Consider the following 16119-nt stretch of genomic DNA (forward strand, 5'->3'; position numbering starts at 1 on the left):
TATGGCACTAATGCATTAGTGGATCGGGCGCAAGCGCCATGCTAGGCTATCCGTCATGTCGGCTCTTCCTCCCGCGTCTTTGACCCTCCCCACTTTGCCGTCGGCGCGCCTGGAGCGCGGCCGCCAGGCGGCGCCGCAGGTTTTCGAGTGGCTGCGGGGGTCCATCATCGACCTGTCGCTGCCGCCCGGGACCGTGCTGTCGCGCGCGGATCTCGCCCAGCAATTCGGCGTCAGCTCGACCCCGGTGCGGGACGCGCTGATGCGGCTGCAGGAGGAGGGCCTGGTCGACGTCTTCCCCCAGCACGCGACCGTCGTGAGCCCGATCGATATCCGGGCGGTCAACCAGGCGCATTTCCTGCGCCGGTCGCTGGAGATCGAAACCGTCCGGACGGTGGCGCGCGCCCCGTCCGGCGACCTCGCCGAACGGCTCGGGCGCAGCGTCGCCCGCATGCAGGCCATGTTCGAGCTGCAGGACTTCGAGGGGTTCGCGAACGAGGACGAAGCCTTCCACCGGCAGCTCTTCGAGGCCGCCGGCGTGCCCGACCTGTGGCCGCTCGTGCGCAGCCGCAGCGGACATCTCGACCGGCTGCGGCGGCTCCATTTGCCGAGCCCGGGCAAGGGCGAGGCCATCCTGAAGGATCACGCCGCCGTCGTCGCGGCCATCGCGGCCGCCGATCCGGACGCGGCGGAGGCCTGCATGCGCCGGCATCTCGCCGGGACGGTCGCCAATCTCGACGACATCAGGACGCGCCACCCGGACTACCTGCGCTCCTGAGGCCGCTCACGCGGCGTCTCGCAATGCAACAAACTGTGATTCGCATGCACGCGAGGCGTGTGGTCCGATGAGGCCGTCACGCATGTTCAGACTCCTTTGCGAGACGAACTCCAGGTCGCCCTTCATGCCCCCGTCGGATCACCGCGGGGGCATTTTTTATGCGCGCCCGGCTTAAGAGGCGGACCTGCCGCCCCCGACCGGGGTGGAGTGAGGCTTGGCCCAGAACAGGCCGGCCTCGCCGGTGAGCGCCTCCACGAGATCGTCCAGCACCGCGATCAGCTCGCGCACCGCCCGCGCTCCCTCCGAGTGGATCGGGGCCTGCGTGAGCGCCTGCACGGCGGCGCGCCGGCACTCCTGCACGGCCCGCAGCAGGGCGTCTGAATCGGCTTGCGAGAAGCGGCGGCGGCGTGGCGTCATGCCGAGAACAAAAACGGAACATCGGTCTCCCGTCAACGCCTGCGCGAAGGCTGTCCCCATGTGATGACGCTTGATGGGCGCGCAATGCGGTTCAGCCGCCGAAGATGCTGGAGCAACGACCCTGTGCCTTGAAGCCCAATCAGAGACAGGTACGGACGCCGTTCTTGACGATTTCCTGCCACTCGGGACCTAGCGCCTGTCGAGCGTCGAGCCCCTGTTCGTAACCGGGATCGCCCTTGTTGAACATGATGACGTTCAGATTGCGATCATGGGAACCAGTCACAATGGTGGGGCCGGGCGTGTACGTCGTGGTTCCGCTGTAAGAACCGAATCCGCCGCCGTAGCTGAGTTGCCCCGTGGTGTTGAACTCACCCGGCAATTGCGACACTCGGACATTGTTCTGAGCGTATCCGCCTCCGATGATGTACCGCTCGTATCCGGCTTTGATCGTCTCGATCGCAGCAGCTTTCGCAGCAACCCGTGCTGCCCCTCTTGCGCCGCAGGCAGGAGCAGCGCCCGCATCAATCTGAAGCGTGTTTTGAGACGTTCGGGTCGCTTGGGCGGCTGCGCACCCGGCAAGCAAAGGGATCAAAGAAAACGTCAACCACCGTGTCGCCACCCGCCACCTCCAGACGTGCGACTACAGGCGAACACTTGATATATGTGTCAATACGGATCGCTGCTCATCGACCATGATAAGCCACAACAGATCGTCGGCTCCTGCACAAATCGAGCGGCAAGCTCGTCAATGGAGAACGGTGAGAGAGGCAAGCATGTGAGGCCCCGCTGGCGTCCCGGAAGGGATTCGAACCCCTGACCTACGGTTTAGGAAACCGTTGCTCTATCCTGCTGAGCTACCGGGACCTGCGGCGGCGCGCGGCGGACCGTTTAGCATGGAGCGCGCCTGCGCGCCACTGGGCGGCGCGGCCCGAGAGGCTCTCTTCGCAGGTGCGGAACGCCGCTCCGGGTTGGGCGTTCGTAACCAGGAGGTGCCACCCTTGACCACCGAATTGCGCGACCGCCCCGCCGCCGGGACACGGTATTACGTTCACTACCTCGAGCGCCTCGCCGGGGAGCCGCACTACTCGCGAGCCACGGCGCGCGACTTCGCCTCCGCCCAGGAAGCGAACGCCTATGCGACGACGCTGGCGGCCGAGTCGAAACCGCTCGTCACCACGAGCCCCGAGCCGCCGGACATGGACCAGGACCAGCACGACCAGTCCTGACGCATGGCGCGCGCGCCGGAATGGACGACGCGGGCGAAGATGGGCACTGTGGCGCGCCGCTCACGGCCGCAGCCAGCAGACGCATGTCCCGTCCGACCCCCGAACCTCCCCCTTTCAGGATCGACGCGCTCGCCGCGCCGTGCGGCGGCCTGATCGGACTCAGCGCCTGCCCGGGGCGCGACGCGGGGCGTGAACGCTCCCTGGCCCGGGACCTCGCGGACATCCGCCGCTGGGGCGCCGGGTCCGTGCTGACCTTGCTGGACGACGGCGAGCGGGACCGGCTCGGGGCCGCCGGCCTGCCCGCGGCGGCGGAGGCCCACGGCATGACATGGCGCAGCCTGCCGATCGCGGACATGCGGCCGCCCTCCCCTGCGGCGCTGGCCCGCTGGCGGGCGGTCGCGCCCGCGCTCGCGGCCGAGCTTCGCGCCGGGCGGCGCATCCTCATCCATTGCGCGGCGGGACTCGGGCGGACCGGGACCATGGCCGCCGCCCTGCTCGTGCATCTGGGCGTCGAGCCCGTCGAAGCCGTCGCGCAGGTCCGGGCGGCACGGCCGGGCGCCATCGAGACGCCGGAGCAGCTGCGTTTCGTCCTGGAGGACGCCGGCCGCTAGATCAGGCGGCCGCCTCGATGGAGCCGCCGAGGAACAGCGCGCCGATGCGCGGATCGGCGAGCACGGAGGCCGCCCTGTCCATGATGCGGGTCTGGCCCAGCTCCAGCACCACGCCGTAGTCGGAGATCTCGAGCGCCGACCGGGCGTTCTGCTCCACCATCAGCACCGAGACGCCCTTGGCGCGCAGGTCCTTCAGGATGTCGAAGGTTTCCTGCACCATCAGGGGCGACAGCCCGATGGAGGGCTCGTCGATGAGGACGAGCTTGGGGTCCAGCAGCAGGCCGCGCACGATCTCCACCAGCTTCTGCTCGCCGCCGGACATCGTGGAGGCCTGCTGGTTCGCCTTGCGGCGCAGCACCGGGAAGCGCTGCATGGCCTCCTCGATGCGCCCGTCGATGTCGACGCCCCGGGCGGCGGAGATGCCGCCCAGCTCCAGATTGTGGCGGACGCTGAGCTCGGGGAAGATGTTGCGGCCCTGGGGCACGTAGCAGACGCCGCGCTCCAGCAGCGCGCGGGGCGTCCAGTTCGTGACGTCGGTCCCGTCGAAGCGGACGGTGCCGGCGCGCGCCTTCAGCAGGCCGAACACGGTCTTGAACACCGTCGACTTGCCCGCCCCGTTCGGGCCGATCACGGTGGTGATCGTGGCGCGCGGGACCGAGAAGGTCGTCCCGTTCAGGATCGTCATCTGGCCGTAGCCGGCGACGACGCCGTCGAGTTCGAGGATGGGGTTGGGTGCGCCCGCCTGCTCCATGGACTGCTCCTCAATGCCCCAGATAGGCTTCGATGACGCGCGGGTTGGCGCGGATGTCGGCCGGCGAGCCCTCGGCGAGAAGCCGGCCCTCGGCCAGCACGATGACGCGCGTGCACAGGCTCATGACGAAATCCATGTTGTGCTCGATGACCACGAAGGTCGCGCCCTGCTCGGCGTTGATGGCGCGCAGGCGGTCCTTGAGGTTGGCCAGCATCGTGAGATTGACGCCGCCGGCCGGCTCGTCGAGCAGAACGAGGCGGGGACCGGCCATGAAGGCCATCGCGGCGTCGAGCAGCTTCTGCTGGCCGTAGCTAAGGCCGCCGGCGCGCTCCTCGGCGAGATGCTGCATCTTGAAGAACGCGATCATCCGGTCGGCGTCGCCGGTGAGGCCGGCGTCGCGCGGGCCGAACAGGCGCGACGCCATGGTGCCGCGGTGCTCCTGACCGGCCAGGATCAGGTTCTCGCGCACGGAGAGCTGCGGGAACACCTGGAGCAGCTGGAAGGTGCGGCTGACGCCGAGACGGTTGAGGTCCGACGGGCGCATGCCGGTCGTCTCGCGGCCGTCCAGGATCACCCGGCCCTCGTTCGGCGTGAGCTGGCCGAGGATGCAGTTGAACAGCGTGGACTTTCCGCAGCCATTGGGGCCGATGATGCCGAGGATCTCGCCCTCGCGCACCTCGAAGCTGACGCCGTCGACGGCCGCGATTCCGCCGAAGCTCTTCTTCAGGCCCTCGACCTGGAGGACCGTCTTGCGCGCAGCCAAGGCCTCGGCCGGCGGCGTCGGAGCGGCAGCGCCGGTGGAGAGCGGGGCCTGCATCACACGCCCTCCTTGCTGAAGGTGGCCGCGGCGGCGGCGCGGGCCGCGGAGGCGGCGCGGGTCTTGCGCTCGGCGATCCAGCGGTCGGCCACGCCGAGCAGCCCGGTCGGCGACCAGACCAGCAGCGCCATGACGAACAGCGCATAGACGATGAGGTAGAATTCGTTGATGCGCCGGAACGCCGCCGGCAGGTCCTGCCAGCCCATGAGGGCCTTGATCATGCCGGGCGCGCCCTGCAGCCATTCGGGCAGCAGCACGGCGATCAGCGCGCCCAGGAACGGGCCGAAGAAGAAGCCGGAGCCGCCCACGATCACCATCATGAGGATGTTCAGCGACAGCGTGAGCGTAAAAGGCGTGGGATCGATGAACTCCACCAGCGGCGCATAGAGCGCGCCGGCGACGCCGCCCAGCGTCGACCCGATCGCGAAGGCCATCAGGGTGTAGCGGCGGGTGTCGACGCCGAGCGACAGCGCCCGCACCGGGTTCTCGCGCAGCGCCACGAAGGCCCGCCCCCAGGGCGAGCGGACGAGCCACCACGTCATCGCGGTGACCAGCGCCAGCGATCCGAGGCAGAAGAAGTAGAAGGGCAGCGGCCGGTTCGTGGGCAGGCCGAACACCGAGGGGCGCGGGATGCCGATGATGCCGTAGATGCCCTTGGTCAGCCATTCCTCGTTGCGGAACGTCAGGAAGGCCAGGGTCGAGAAGGCCAGCGTCACGAAGGCCAGATAGTGGTGCTGCACCCGCAGCGCCGGATAGCCGAGCAGCCAGCCAATGGCGAAGCAGACCACGATCGCCACCGCCAGCGCGCCCAGGAAGGGCCAGCCCTGGGTGGTGAGGATCGCGACCGCATAGGCGCCGATGCCCACGAAGGCGCCCTGCGCCAGCGACACCTGCCCGGCGTAGCCGAGCGTGAGGTTGAGCCCGATGGCGGCGATCGACATCACCGCCCAGAGGCTGAGGATGTAGAGGCCGTAGCGGGCCAGGTAGAGCGGCATGACGAGCAGGACGAGGATCGCGACCAGGATCGCGGCCGCCGCCAGCAAGGTGCGGGTGCGGGTCATACGGTGCGCTCCTCTGCGCGGCCGAACAGGCCCTGCGGACGGAACAGGATCACGGCGATGAGCAGGAAGAGCGGCACCGCCCCGCGATACTGGGTCGACACATAGGCGGCCGCCAGGTTGTCGACCACGCCGAGGAGGAGGCCGCCCGCGATGGCGCCGCGGATCTGGTTGAAACCGCCCACGATGGCGGCGATGAAGGCCGCGAGGCCCAGCGTGTCGCCGCTCGAGAACTTGGCGAGGTAGATCGGGCTGACCAGCGCCGAAGCCAGCGTGACGAGGCCGGCGTTGATCAGGAAGGTGAGCATGATCATGCGCTCGACCGGCACGCCCAGGATACGGGCGACGGTCGGGTTCTGGGCGGTCGCCTGCATCTGGCGCCCGAGGCGCGTGCCGGCGATGAACCACTGCAGGACCAGCACGGCCAGGACCGCGACGACGAGCACGCCGACGCTCTGCACGGACACCTGGACGCCGAGGACGTCCAGGTTGGATCCGGGCAGCAGCGAAGGGAAGGGTTGCGCCTCGGCGCTGTAGAACTCCTTGACGCTGTCCTTCAGGAAGATCGACAGCGCCATGGTGGCGATGGCCAGAGGCAGGACGCCATGCTTCAGCATGGGGTCGACCAGCAGGAGCTTGAAGGCGGCCCCCAAGGTCACGAGCGAGAGGACGAGGCCGACGAGAAGCGCCAGCCAGAACGGCAGGCCGGCGTTCATCACGGCCAGCATGAAGAAGGCCGGCAGCATCACGAACTCGCCCTGGGCGAAGTTGATCGTCTGCGACGTCTGCCAGAGCAGCGTGAAGCCGATCGCCACCAGCGCGTAGATCGCGCCCGTCGCCAGGCCGGCGATGACAAGGTTGATGAAGTTGACCATCGTCCGCTCTCCGGCGTGGCGTGCTGAACTCGATCGCGTCCCGCCCTCCCCCGCGGCGCGGGAGAGGGCTCTGAGGATCTCCTTCGGGCGGTTACCTGTTCAGCTTCGGAAGCACCTCTTTGATCACCTGCTTGCCGTTGACGACTTCGCCGAGGAAGCTCTGGCGGTCCAGGTCGCCGTTCTTGTCGATCGTGACCTCCATCAGGATGCCGGGCTCCTTGTCGGGCGTGATCGTCAGGCCGTGCAGGGTCTTGGGCAGCTCCTTGGCGTCGACCTTGCCCTGCTTCTCGGTGGCGGCCTTGATCATGTAGACGGCCAGGTAGCCCTTGATGCCGTTGTGGTCCGGCACGTAGTTGTACTTGTCCGAGAAGCGCTTGCGGAAGTCCTGGATGGCCGGCACCGGCGCGTCCGTGGTCAGGCCGACATGGCCCCTGACGCCGTTGGCGGCGTCGCCGGCGAGCTCGATCACCTTCTGGCCGAGCAGCGTGGTCTCGCCGATCAGCGGCGCGGAGACGTTCTGGCGGCGCAGCTCCTTGAGGGCGCGGGCGCTCTCCTCCTCGTTGAGATAGATGAAGACGACGTCCGGATTGGCGTTCTTCACCTTCACGGCGTCGGCGGCGAAGTCCGCCTGGCCGGCCTCGGTGGAGATGTCGGCCACGACCTTGACGCCGCGGGCGGCGAACTCCTTGGTGACCATGTCCCGGCCGCCCTTGCCGAAGTCGTTGTTCACCCACATGACCGCGGCCGTCTTCGCCTTCATGTCCTCGGCCATGTATTTGGCGATCTTCGGCATCGAGGACTGCTGGCCGAAGGAGGTGCGAAACAACGTGTCGATGCCGGCCTGGGTGAGCTCGGCGGCCTCGCCGCCCATCACCTGGGCGATGCCGGCCTGCTGGACGAGCGGCGCGGTCACCTTCACCGAGCCCGAATAGCCCGGCCCGAGCAGCGCGTAGGGGTTCTCGTCGAGCGCCTTCTGCACCTGGGCGCGCGCGTTGCCGGGGTTCGACTGGGTGTCGAGATGGGTGATCTCGATCTTGCGGCCGAGGACGCCCCCTTTCGCGTTGATCTCGGCGATCGCCAGATCGGCGCCGTTCTTGAAGTTGGTGCCGACCGTGGCGCCCGCTCCGGAGAGCTCGCCGACGGCGATCAGCTTGATGGGCGCGTTCTGGGCGCCGGCCTGCGCGATCAGGCCTCCGGCGAGCAGCACCCCGGCCAAGGCGCCGGTCCAGGACTTCAGCATCGTCTTCCTCCCACCCTTTGGACAGCCGGGATCTTGCGTCGCCGGCTCCGTGTCGTTTCCGTCCCGAGCGATGACCCAGCCGGGCGTCCGGCGCAATGGCTCACGCGCGAAATGATGTCGAAACCGGGCCGCGCGGCTCTCGGCGCCGCCAGCCTATCGTTCGCAATGCGAACTTACGTCCGCCTGACGAACCCAGTAATGGTGAATGCGGGGCTTTTGTCAATCTCCCACGCAGTGCGAAATCTAGGAGGTTTTGCGCTTGCGTCGGGACGCAGCGGTCTTTCCGCTCTCGCCCCTGGCAGGCCGTTCGGCGCCGACGCCGTCGCTCAGCCCGGTGATCTCCGCGCCCTTGAGGATGTGCTGGGCCAGCACCCTCGCCGCCGCGTCGGCGTCGCGGTTCAGCGCCGCATCGAGCAGCAGCCGGTGCTCCTGGGCCGATTGCGAGCGGGGGAACGGCTTCGTCTTCAGCGACAGCATGCGGTAGCGCTTGCTGTGGTCGTACATCGCCTTGTGGAACAGCCGCAGCCAGCGCGAGGGGCAGTTCGCGATCAGGGCTGCGTGGAATTCCTGGTTGTAGCGCTCCCAGGCGTCGCCATAGTCGTCCGGCGCCTCCTCGACCAGCGCCTCCACCTTCGAGAGTTTGTGGTAGGCGCCCACCACCTTGGCCTCCCAGTCCAGGTCCGCATTCGCGATCGACCGCCGCAAAGCGTGGCATTCGAGCAGCTGCCGCATCTCCGTGATGTCGCGCAGGTCCTCGGTCGAGACCGGCAGCACGGCGAAGCCGCGCTGGCCCTCTGCGACCACGAGGCCGTCGGCGGCGAGGCGCGAGAGCGTCTCGCGCAGGGTGTTCACGCTCGCGCCGTAGGATTTGCTCAGGCGCTCCAGACGGAGCTTGGAAGCGGGCTGAAGCGCGCCCAGGATGATGTCCTGGCGGATGCGCTCGTGCAGCGCCTCGGTGAGCGTGGAGGCGCTCGGCTCGGCCGCGCCGTGGTGGTCGTAGTCCATACCGTCTCCTGACGACGCCCGGCGCAGATCGTGGGTTGTCGCCCGTGGCGCCTTTTCGTATGAGATCATACGAGATCTCGGAGATTTTGCGATGTTCAAATGGTCGATCGCCACGGTGTGCATGGGCGGCACCCTCGAGGTCAAGCTCTCGGCCGCCGCCCGGGCCGGATTCCGCGCCGTCGAGATCTTCGAGAACGACCTGACCTTCTTCAACGGCAAGCCGAGCGACGTGCGCCGAATGGCCGACGATCTCGGACTCGCCATCGTGGCGCTGCAGCCGATGCGCGATTTCGAGGGCATGCCCGAGCCCGCCCGCAGCCGCAACATGGACCGCGCCCGGCGCAAGCTCGACCTCATGGAGGAACTCGGCGCGCCCCTGCTGTGCATCTGCTCCAACGTGTCGGAGGAGGCGCTGGACGACCGAGACGCCGCCGCCGCCGACCTCGCCGCCCTGGCGGACGAGGCCGCGCAGCGCGGCTGCCGCATCGGCTACGAGGCGCTCGCCTGGGGCCGGCGCGTGAAGGACTGGATGGACGCCTGGGACCTGGTGCGCCGCGCGGACCGGCCCAATTGCGGGCTGGTGCTGGACAGCTTCCACGCCTGCGTGCGCAAGAACCCGCTGGCCCCCATCGCCGAGATCCCGGGCGACCGGATCGCGCTCGTCCAGGTGGCGGACGCGCCCGGCCTGCTGATGGATCCGCTGTCGCTGAGCCGGCATCACCGCAGCTTCCCGGGCCAGGGCGACTTCGCCGTGGACGAGTTCATGCAGGCCGTCGGCAAGAGCGGGTACCGGGGCCCCGTCTCGCTGGAGATCTTCAACGACCAGTTCCGCGGCGCCTCGGCCAACGCCATGGCGCTCGACGGCATGCGCTCGCTCCAGACCATGGGCGAGCGGCTGAACGCGGCCCGCGCGGCGGCGGGAGAACGCCCGATCGCCGGAGTCGCAGCCCTGCCCCCGCCTCCCGAGGTCCGCGGCGTCGAGTTCGTGGAGTTCGCGGCGGGCGACAGCGACATGCGGCCGCTGGCCGACCTGCTGGCCGGGCTCGGCTTCAGCGCCGTCGGCCATCACCGCTCGAAGGAGGTCACGCTGTTTCGCCAGAACGGCGTCAATCTCGTGCTCAACCGCGAAAAGGAGGGCTTTTCGCACGCGTTCTCGCTCGTGCACGGCCCCTCGGTCTGCGCGGTCGCCCTTTCGGTCGACGACGTCGGGGCCGCGCTGGACCGGGCCGAGGCGCTCGGCGCGGCCACCTATTCGGGGCGGGTCGGGCCCGGCGAGGCCACCATCCCGGCGGTGCGCGGCGTGGAGGGGAGCCTGCTTTATGTCGTCAGGACCGGGCAGGACTTCTGGGCCCAGGACTTCGAGATCGAGACGGCCGCTCCGGCGACCGGCGGGCTGCGCCGCATCGACCATCTGTCGAACGTGGTGCGGCGCTCGGAATTCCTGACCTGGACGCTGTTCTACAAGAGCGTGCTCGGCTTCGTGGACGAGCCGCAGGTCGAGCTCGCCGACCCCTATGGGGCGTTCTACAGCCGCTCCGTGCGCTCGCCCGACGGAAGCGTCCGCATCCCGCTCAACATCGCCGATGGCGGCTCCACCATGGTATCGCGCTTCATCGAGGAGTTCGGCGGCGCGGGCGTGCAGCAGATCGCGTTCGAGACCGACGACCTCCTCGCCTTCGTGGAGGCGGCGCGCGGCCGGGGCGTCACCTTCCTGGACATCCCCGACAACTATTACGAGGATCTCGCGGCGCGCTTCGATCTCGACCCGGTGCTGCTGGACCGCATGCGCGCGCTGGGCGTGCTCTACGACCGCGCCGGCCAGGGCGAATTCTTCCACATCTACACGCAGACCTATCGCAACCGCTTCTTCTTCGAAGTGGTGGAGCGGCGCGGCTACGACCTCTTCGGCGCGGCGAACACGCCGATCCGCCTGGCCGCCCAGGCGATGGCCCAGGACCGCCAGCGCGACGCCGAGTTCACCGTCGACTGACCGATTCCGGTGCGCTCCAGCTCGCGCTGTCCGGCCTGTTGCAGTTTCGTCATCGACAGACTCCGGCGACTCACCTGTGATCGGTGAAATCGTCGGGGGCGACCATGCGGCTGACACACGAAGACATCGCGAAGAGACTGGCGTCCCTGCTGGACGTCGCGCTCGAGGAGATCCGCCGCATGCCCGAGGCGGGCGAGCGCGGCGACCGCGTCTCCACCCTGCTGCACGTCACCCGCGACGGGCTGAAGCGCCTGGCGGAGGACCTTCCGCCGCTGCGGGAGATCCCCGGCTACGCCCAGGCGGCGGCCGCGCGGCCCGGCCTGGACCCGAGCGCGCTCGGGGCGAACATCGTCCTCTTCCCGACCGCCCGTCGGCAGGCGACCGCCTGAGGGCCTCAGGGCCCCTGGATCGCGTCCCAGGTGACGGCGAGCTGCTCGGGCTTCAGGGTCCGGCCGACATTCGTCATCACATAGGGCTCGGCTCCGGCCGGCGGATCTTCGGTGGCGACCACGTGCAGCGCCTCGCGCAGCGAAGCGAACCGGCGCGCGTTCTCCCATTCCGCCCCGTCGGTGAGACCGTCTCCGGCCCGGCAGTAGCGCAGGCGCGCGGGCCCGTCGAGTTCTTCGTTGGTGACGTCCATGGCTCGATCCTCCGCGTGACCAACACCGTCTCGCGGCCCGGGTTCCGGGCGCGGGTCGGCGGCGCGGCGGGTCGGCCACGCTTTCGCCGCGACCGCCTGCGACGACCCGCGCCATGACATCAGGGCCCGGCACGATGACGACGAATCGCAGATCCCTCCTTCTCGGCGGGCTCGCCCTGCTGGGCCTGCCGGCCCGCGCGCGCGCCCAGGGCCAGAACCAGTGGACCAAGCTGAAGGGCGACGAGGGACAGCCCGTCGGCAACGCCCGGCTCCCGGTCGAGCTCGTCAGCCAGGTCGACGCGATGCCGGGCCGCATCCAGGTCGGGTCCAAGGCCCCCGACGTCGTGCTGGCGGAATTCTACGACTACAACTGCCCCTGGTGCCGCAAGGCCGCCCAGGACATCGGCGCGCTGGTGGAGAACGATCCCGACCTGCGGATCTCCCTGATCGGCAACCCCATCCTGTCGCCCGGCTCCAAGCAGGCCGCCGCCGTCGAGGCCGCGGTCCAGAACCTGTCTGGCGACGAGGCCGCGTTCCGTTTCCACGCCAGGATGTTCGCGGAGCCGGGACGGGCCGACCTCGCCAAGGCCGTGCGGATCGCCGCCGAGGCGACCGGCCGGCCGGCGGCGGATTTCGAGCGCGTGTCGGCCTCCCGGGAGGCGCAGGCGCAGGTCGCCGACCAGCTCCGGCTGGCGGCCAATCTGGGCTTCATCGCGACTCCGACCTTCGTGCTCGGCGGGCTCGGCGTGTTCGGCTATCCGGGCCCGCGCAGCACGGCCAAGATGATCACGGCCCTGCGGTCCTGCGGAGAGGTCGCCTGCCGGTGACCGGCCGGCGTCAGGTCGGCCAGGGCGTCGACCATGTCCGGATGGTGGTGAAGCTCTTCATGGCCTCGACCACGCCCTCCTTGTAGCCGAGCCCGGAATCCTTGACGCCGCCGAAGGGCGACATCTCGATGCGGTAGCCCGGGACTTCCCAGACATTCACCGTGCCGACCTCGAGCTCGTTCACGAAGCGGGCGACATAGTCCATGCGGTTCGTGCAGACGCCCGAGGACAGGCCATAGGCCGTCCCGTTCGCGATCCGGATCACCGAGTCGATGTCGTTCGGCGTGCGGATGATCGGGATCACCGGCCCGAACGTCTCCTCGCGCACCAGTTCGCAGTCCGGCGGCGCGCGGTCCACCACGGTGGGCGGAAACAGCGCGCCTCGCCGCGGCGGGCCGTAGAGGATCTCGGCGCCCCGGGCCGCCGCGTCCTGGACGCGCCGCTCGAACTGCCGCGCCGCGCCCTCATGGATGACGGTCCCGATGTCGGTGGCGGGATCCATCGGGTCGCCGAAGGTCAGCCTGCGGGCCTTTTCCAGCACCAGGGCGCTGAAATCGTCAGCCACGGCCTCGACGCACAGGATGCGCTTGACGGCGGTGCAGCGCTGGCCGGAGTTCTTCGTGGCGCCCTGAACGGCGAGCTCCGCCGCCTTGTCGAGGTCGGCGTCCTCCATGACGATCAGGGGATCGTTGCCGCCGAGCTCCAGCACGATGCGCCGGTAGCCCGCTTTCTCGGCGATGTGCTTTCCCACCCGCACCGAGCCCGTGAAGGTGATCAGGTCCGCATCCGGGTCGGCGATCATGCTGTCGCCCATGACGGCCGGGTTCCCGGTCACGACGGAGAGCATCTCGGGCGGCAGGCCTGCCTCGTAGAGCACGTCCGCCAGCGCCAGCGCGGTGAGCGGCGTCAGCTCCGTCGGCTTCAGCACCACCCGGTTGTTGGTCGCGATGGCGGGGGCGAGCTTGTGGCTCACCATGTTGAGCGGATGGTTGAAGGGCGTGATGGCGGAGATGACGCCCAGGAGCGGCATGCGCTGCGTGAAGATCTTGCGCTGCTTGCCTTGCGGGCTGATGTCGCAGGCGTAGCTCTCGCCGTCGTCCCTGATGCAGAGCTGCCCGGCGAAGGAGTAGACGTCGTAGGCCCGGCTCGCCTCGTAGAGGCTGTCCTTCCAGCACAGGCCGGTTTCGGCCGTGATCAGCCGGGCGAAGTCTTCCCGGCGCTCGCGCAGGATGTCGGCCGTGCGCAGCAGGATCTGCTGGCGCTCGTAGCGCGACAGCTTCGGCTTGAACGCCCGGGCCTTGGCGAAGGCCTCGCGGACATGCTCGGGCCGCGCGCTCGGGACCGTCCCGACGACCTCGTCCGTGTAGGGGTTGAGGACCTCGACCACATCGTCGGTCGCCACCGGCCGGCCGGCGATGCGCATGGCCTCGCGGCGAAACCCTTGCGCCTTCACGCGCGTCCCGGCGGCTTCACTGGACATGGTTCAGGGCCACGTCGAAGGCGTCGAAATTGCGCAAGATTCGCCCCGGCGGCAGCGTGACGCGTCGGTTGGAGATCATCGGCACCGCCTGCTCGGTGAGGCCGCCATGGGAGCGCAGCGGCTCGGTGAGCCCGCTGAGGTCGTGGCGGCCGCGGCTCGATCCCAGCACCTTGCGGCGCGAGGCGATGACGACGACGTCGCCGATCCGGTCGGCCGGCAGGTCGAAGCGGCGGCAGGCCTCCTCCGCGTCGATCGAAACCTCCACGCCGGGCAGCCCGGCGATCCGCGCCGCGACCGCGCGGGCGTCCCCCGCAGACTGCAGATAGATGGTCGCGAAGGATCCGAGCGCGCCATGGTGGACCACATAGGGGTCCGTGATCGGCAGGATGACGCGGGCCGCGCCCTGGCCCAGCCACTCGTCCAGCACGTCCTGCAGGTAGAGCACGTCGGGCTGCCCGTCCGGCAGGTGCTTGTCGTTCATGCCGTGGTCGGCCGTGAGCACCAGGGTGCAGCCCAGCGCGTCGAGCTCGCCCACATAGCGGTCCATCATGGCGTAGAAGGCGTTGGCCATGGGCGAGCCCGGGCCCGCCTTGTGCTGCACGTAGTCCGTGGTGGACAGGTACATGAGGTCCGGCCGCATGAGGCCGATCAGCTTGACGCCGGCGGCCATGACGAATTCCGACAGCTCGGCCGAGTAGACGTCCGGCAGCGGCATGCCGACCATCGCCAGCGCGTCGGCGACGCCGTGCTCGGCCCTGGTCGCCTTGTCGGCCTTCTCGGAGGAGAACGCCACGGCGGACCCGGCGGACATCGCGAGGCTGTGGCCCAGCATGGCGCGAAGCTTGTCCTTGGCGGTGACGACGGCCACCTTGGCCCCGGCGTCCTGAAAGGCCTTCATGATGGTGGGCGCGCGCAGGAACCGCACGTCGTTCATCATCACCTCCTCGCCCGTCGCGCGGTCGAAGAAGTAGTTGCCGGCGACGCCGTGCGTCGAGGGCGGGCGGCCGGTGATGATGGAGATGTTGTTGGGGTTGGTGAAGCTCGGGATCTGGGCCTGGGCCGTCAGGTTCGCGCCGGCGGCCATCATGCGGGAGAAATTCGGAGCGAGGCCGGCTCCGATCGCCGCCTCGATGTAACCGGGCTCGGACCCGTCGATGCAGACCACGACGGTGGGGCGGCTCGGGAAGGCGTATTCGCGCCCGTTCGCGGTGATCACGGCCGGCTTGCGGGGACCCATCAGGCGGCCCTCCTTGGCGACGCCGAGACGACGCCCAGTTCGGCCATGACGTCGCGAACGGCGTCGAGCGCCTGTCTCATATGGCTGGCCTCCAGCCGGCCGATGCAGCCGATGCGGAAGCTGTCGGCCACGGTGAGCTTGCCCGGATAGATGACGAAGCCGCGGTCCTTCAGCCTGTCGTAGAACTCCTGGAAGACGAATCGGGGATCGGCCGGCATGTGGAAGGTGACGATGATGGGCGCCTGCAGAGCGTCGGGCAGCAGGGTCTGGAAGCCGAGCGCGCGCATGCCCTGGACGAGGGTGCGGCGGTTCTCCTCGTAGCGGGCCAAGCGGCCGGGCTGGCCGCCCTCGGCCCAGAACTCGCGCAACGCCTGATGGAACGCGACGATGACGTGGATCGGCGGCGTGAAGCGGTACTGCCCCGTCTTCTCGAAATTCGCCCACTGGTCGTGCAGGTCGAGCGACAAGGTCGTCGCGGAGCCCTTGGCGGCGGCGAGATCGGCCGCGCGGGCGACCACGAAACCCAGCCCCGGCACGCCCTCGATGCATTTGTTGGACGAGGCCGCGATGGCGGTCGCATGCGCGGCCCGGGCGTCGAGCGGCAGCGCGCCGAAGGCGCTCATCGCATCCACCAGATAGGCCTTGCCATGGCGCCGCGCCACGGCGCCGATCTCCTCGACAGGGTTCAGGACGCCCGACGTGGTCTCGCAGTGCACGGCGAACACATGGGTGATCGACGGCGAGCGGGCCAGCAGCGCCTCGACCTCGGCGAGGTCCGGCGGGACGTCCTCGGGCGTTTCGTGGACCACGCTCCGGCGACGGGCGATGTCCAGGATGCGCCGCGCGCGGTGGCCATAGGCGCCGTTGACCAGCACCAGGCACTCGCCGTCCGGGGGCACGAACGTGGTCAGCATGGCTTCCACCGCAAAGGTGCCGGAGCCCTGCATGGGGACGGCGACATAGTCCCCCTCCCCGTTCACGATCCGCGGCAAAGCCTCGAGGACCTCGCGGTTGATCCGGACGAAGGCGGCGTCGCGCGATCCCCAGTCGTGCAGCATCGCCTCCTTGACGCTGCGGGACGTCGTCAGGGGTCCTGGCGTGAGCAGGAAGTCGTCCCCGGTTTCGGAAGCGGCGCGCGGCGCTGGCGCAGGCATCGGTCGTCCTCGGCGT

Annotated in this window: 18 protein-coding genes and 1 tRNA gene; 6 read left to right on the forward strand and 13 right to left on the reverse strand. The window is 69.3% G+C overall.

The window, feature by feature from the left end; translation table 11 throughout:
- Nucleotides 1–55: 55 nt before the first annotated feature.
- Nucleotides 56–775, forward strand: a complete 720-nt coding sequence (locus ACYVO7_RS19600) for a GntR family transcriptional regulator (RefSeq protein ID WP_460451498.1) — start codon at nucleotides 56–58, stop codon at nucleotides 773–775.
- Between the two features lie 171 nt (nucleotides 776–946).
- Here the strand turns inward: ACYVO7_RS19600 and ACYVO7_RS19605 are convergent, their stop codons facing one another.
- The 3 genes from ACYVO7_RS19605 to ACYVO7_RS19615 all read right to left on the reverse strand — a co-directional run bounded on the left by ACYVO7_RS19605 (nucleotide 947) and on the right by ACYVO7_RS19615 (nucleotide 2056).
- Entirely contained in the window at nucleotides 947–1192 is a 246-nt protein-coding gene (locus ACYVO7_RS19605) for a hypothetical protein (protein ID WP_460451499.1), read from the reverse strand.
- A gap of 139 nt (nucleotides 1193–1331) precedes the next feature.
- Nucleotides 1332–1811: a hypothetical protein gene (locus ACYVO7_RS19610; RefSeq protein WP_460451500.1), complete on the reverse strand. Its 480-nt coding sequence runs from the start codon at nucleotides 1809–1811 to the stop codon at nucleotides 1332–1334.
- 168 nt (nucleotides 1812–1979) lie between these two features.
- Nucleotides 1980–2056: transfer RNA gene (locus ACYVO7_RS19615), tRNA-Arg, on the reverse strand.
- Between the two features lie 134 nt (nucleotides 2057–2190).
- Here ACYVO7_RS19615 and ACYVO7_RS19620 point away from each other — a divergent pair.
- A complete protein-coding gene (locus ACYVO7_RS19620) occupies nucleotides 2191–2418 on the forward strand; it encodes a hypothetical protein (RefSeq protein WP_460451501.1) in 228 nt (75 codons plus the stop codon).
- An 83-nt stretch (nucleotides 2419–2501) separates the two neighbouring features.
- Complete coding sequence (locus ACYVO7_RS19625) at nucleotides 2502–3029, forward strand: cyclin-dependent kinase inhibitor 3 family protein (protein WP_460451502.1); 528 nt, start codon at nucleotides 2502–2504, stop codon at nucleotides 3027–3029.
- Nucleotide 3030: 1 nt separating this feature from the next.
- On the opposite strand, the gene ACYVO7_RS19630 is transcribed toward ACYVO7_RS19625, so the two are convergent.
- The 6 genes from ACYVO7_RS19630 to ACYVO7_RS19655 all read right to left on the reverse strand — a co-directional run bounded on the left by ACYVO7_RS19630 (nucleotide 3031) and on the right by ACYVO7_RS19655 (nucleotide 8775).
- A complete protein-coding gene (locus tag ACYVO7_RS19630) occupies nucleotides 3031–3780 on the reverse strand; it encodes an ABC transporter ATP-binding protein (RefSeq protein ID WP_460451503.1) in 750 nt (249 codons plus the stop codon).
- Between the two features lie 10 nt (nucleotides 3781–3790).
- A complete protein-coding gene (locus ACYVO7_RS19635) occupies nucleotides 3791–4597 on the reverse strand; it encodes an ABC transporter ATP-binding protein (protein ID WP_460451504.1) in 807 nt (268 codons plus the stop codon).
- Entirely contained in the window at nucleotides 4597–5658 is a 1062-nt protein-coding gene (locus ACYVO7_RS19640) for a branched-chain amino acid ABC transporter permease (protein WP_460451505.1), read from the reverse strand. Before ACYVO7_RS19640 ends, ACYVO7_RS19635 begins: the two co-directional genes overlap by 1 nt.
- The gene (locus ACYVO7_RS19645) at nucleotides 5655–6530 is read right to left on the reverse strand and encodes a branched-chain amino acid ABC transporter permease (protein WP_460451506.1); all 876 of its coding nucleotides are present in this window, start codon (nucleotides 6528–6530) and stop codon (nucleotides 5655–5657) included. The genes ACYVO7_RS19640 and ACYVO7_RS19645 overlap by 4 nt, the downstream gene beginning before the upstream one ends.
- Before the next feature lie 91 nt (nucleotides 6531–6621).
- Nucleotides 6622–7770 carry an ABC transporter substrate-binding protein gene (locus tag ACYVO7_RS19650; RefSeq protein ID WP_460451507.1) on the reverse strand — a complete coding sequence of 383 codons (1149 nt, stop codon included), beginning with the start codon at nucleotides 7768–7770 and terminating at the stop codon, nucleotides 6622–6624.
- Nucleotides 7771–8013: 243 nt separating this feature from the next.
- Complete coding sequence (locus tag ACYVO7_RS19655; protein WP_460451508.1) at nucleotides 8014–8775, reverse strand: GntR family transcriptional regulator; 762 nt, start codon at nucleotides 8773–8775, stop codon at nucleotides 8014–8016.
- A gap of 91 nt (nucleotides 8776–8866) precedes the next feature.
- Between ACYVO7_RS19655 and ACYVO7_RS19660 the strand changes: the two genes are divergently transcribed.
- Both ACYVO7_RS19660 and ACYVO7_RS19665 read left to right on the forward strand, forming a co-directional pair.
- Nucleotides 8867–10765, forward strand: coding sequence for a bifunctional sugar phosphate isomerase/epimerase/4-hydroxyphenylpyruvate dioxygenase family protein (locus ACYVO7_RS19660; protein WP_460451509.1), 1899 nt, complete (start codon nucleotides 8867–8869; stop codon nucleotides 10763–10765).
- A gap of 104 nt (nucleotides 10766–10869) precedes the next feature.
- Nucleotides 10870–11154, forward strand: a complete 285-nt coding sequence (locus ACYVO7_RS19665; RefSeq protein WP_460451510.1) for a hypothetical protein — start codon at nucleotides 10870–10872, stop codon at nucleotides 11152–11154.
- 5 nt (nucleotides 11155–11159) lie between these two features.
- Here the strand turns inward: ACYVO7_RS19665 and ACYVO7_RS19670 are convergent, their stop codons facing one another.
- Nucleotides 11160–11405, reverse strand: coding sequence for a hypothetical protein (locus ACYVO7_RS19670; protein WP_460451511.1), 246 nt, complete (start codon nucleotides 11403–11405; stop codon nucleotides 11160–11162).
- 134 nt (nucleotides 11406–11539) lie between these two features.
- Here ACYVO7_RS19670 and ACYVO7_RS19675 point away from each other — a divergent pair, with 134 nt between their 5' ends.
- Nucleotides 11540–12232, forward strand: a complete 693-nt coding sequence (locus ACYVO7_RS19675; protein WP_460451512.1) for a DsbA family protein — start codon at nucleotides 11540–11542, stop codon at nucleotides 12230–12232.
- A gap of 10 nt (nucleotides 12233–12242) precedes the next feature.
- Here the strand turns inward: ACYVO7_RS19675 and phnY are convergent, their stop codons facing one another.
- Genes phnY through ACYVO7_RS19690 form a run of 3 tightly spaced genes read right to left on the reverse strand, consistent with a single transcriptional unit; the run spans nucleotide 12243 to nucleotide 16103 of the window.
- A complete protein-coding gene (phnY, locus tag ACYVO7_RS19680; protein ID WP_460451513.1) occupies nucleotides 12243–13712 on the reverse strand; it encodes a phosphonoacetaldehyde dehydrogenase in 1470 nt (489 codons plus the stop codon).
- Nucleotides 13702–14949, reverse strand: coding sequence for a phosphonoacetate hydrolase (gene phnA / locus ACYVO7_RS19685; protein WP_460451514.1), 1248 nt, complete (start codon nucleotides 14947–14949; stop codon nucleotides 13702–13704). Before phnA ends, phnY begins: the two co-directional genes overlap by 11 nt.
- Nucleotides 14949–16103 (reverse strand): 2-aminoethylphosphonate--pyruvate transaminase, encoded by a 1155-nt coding sequence (locus tag ACYVO7_RS19690; RefSeq protein WP_460451515.1) that lies wholly within the window; start codon nucleotides 16101–16103, stop codon nucleotides 14949–14951. The genes phnA and ACYVO7_RS19690 overlap by 1 nt, the downstream gene beginning before the upstream one ends.
- Nucleotides 16104–16119: the final 16 nt, after the last annotated feature.

The organism is Alsobacter sp. SYSU BS001988 (assembly GCF_054796215.1).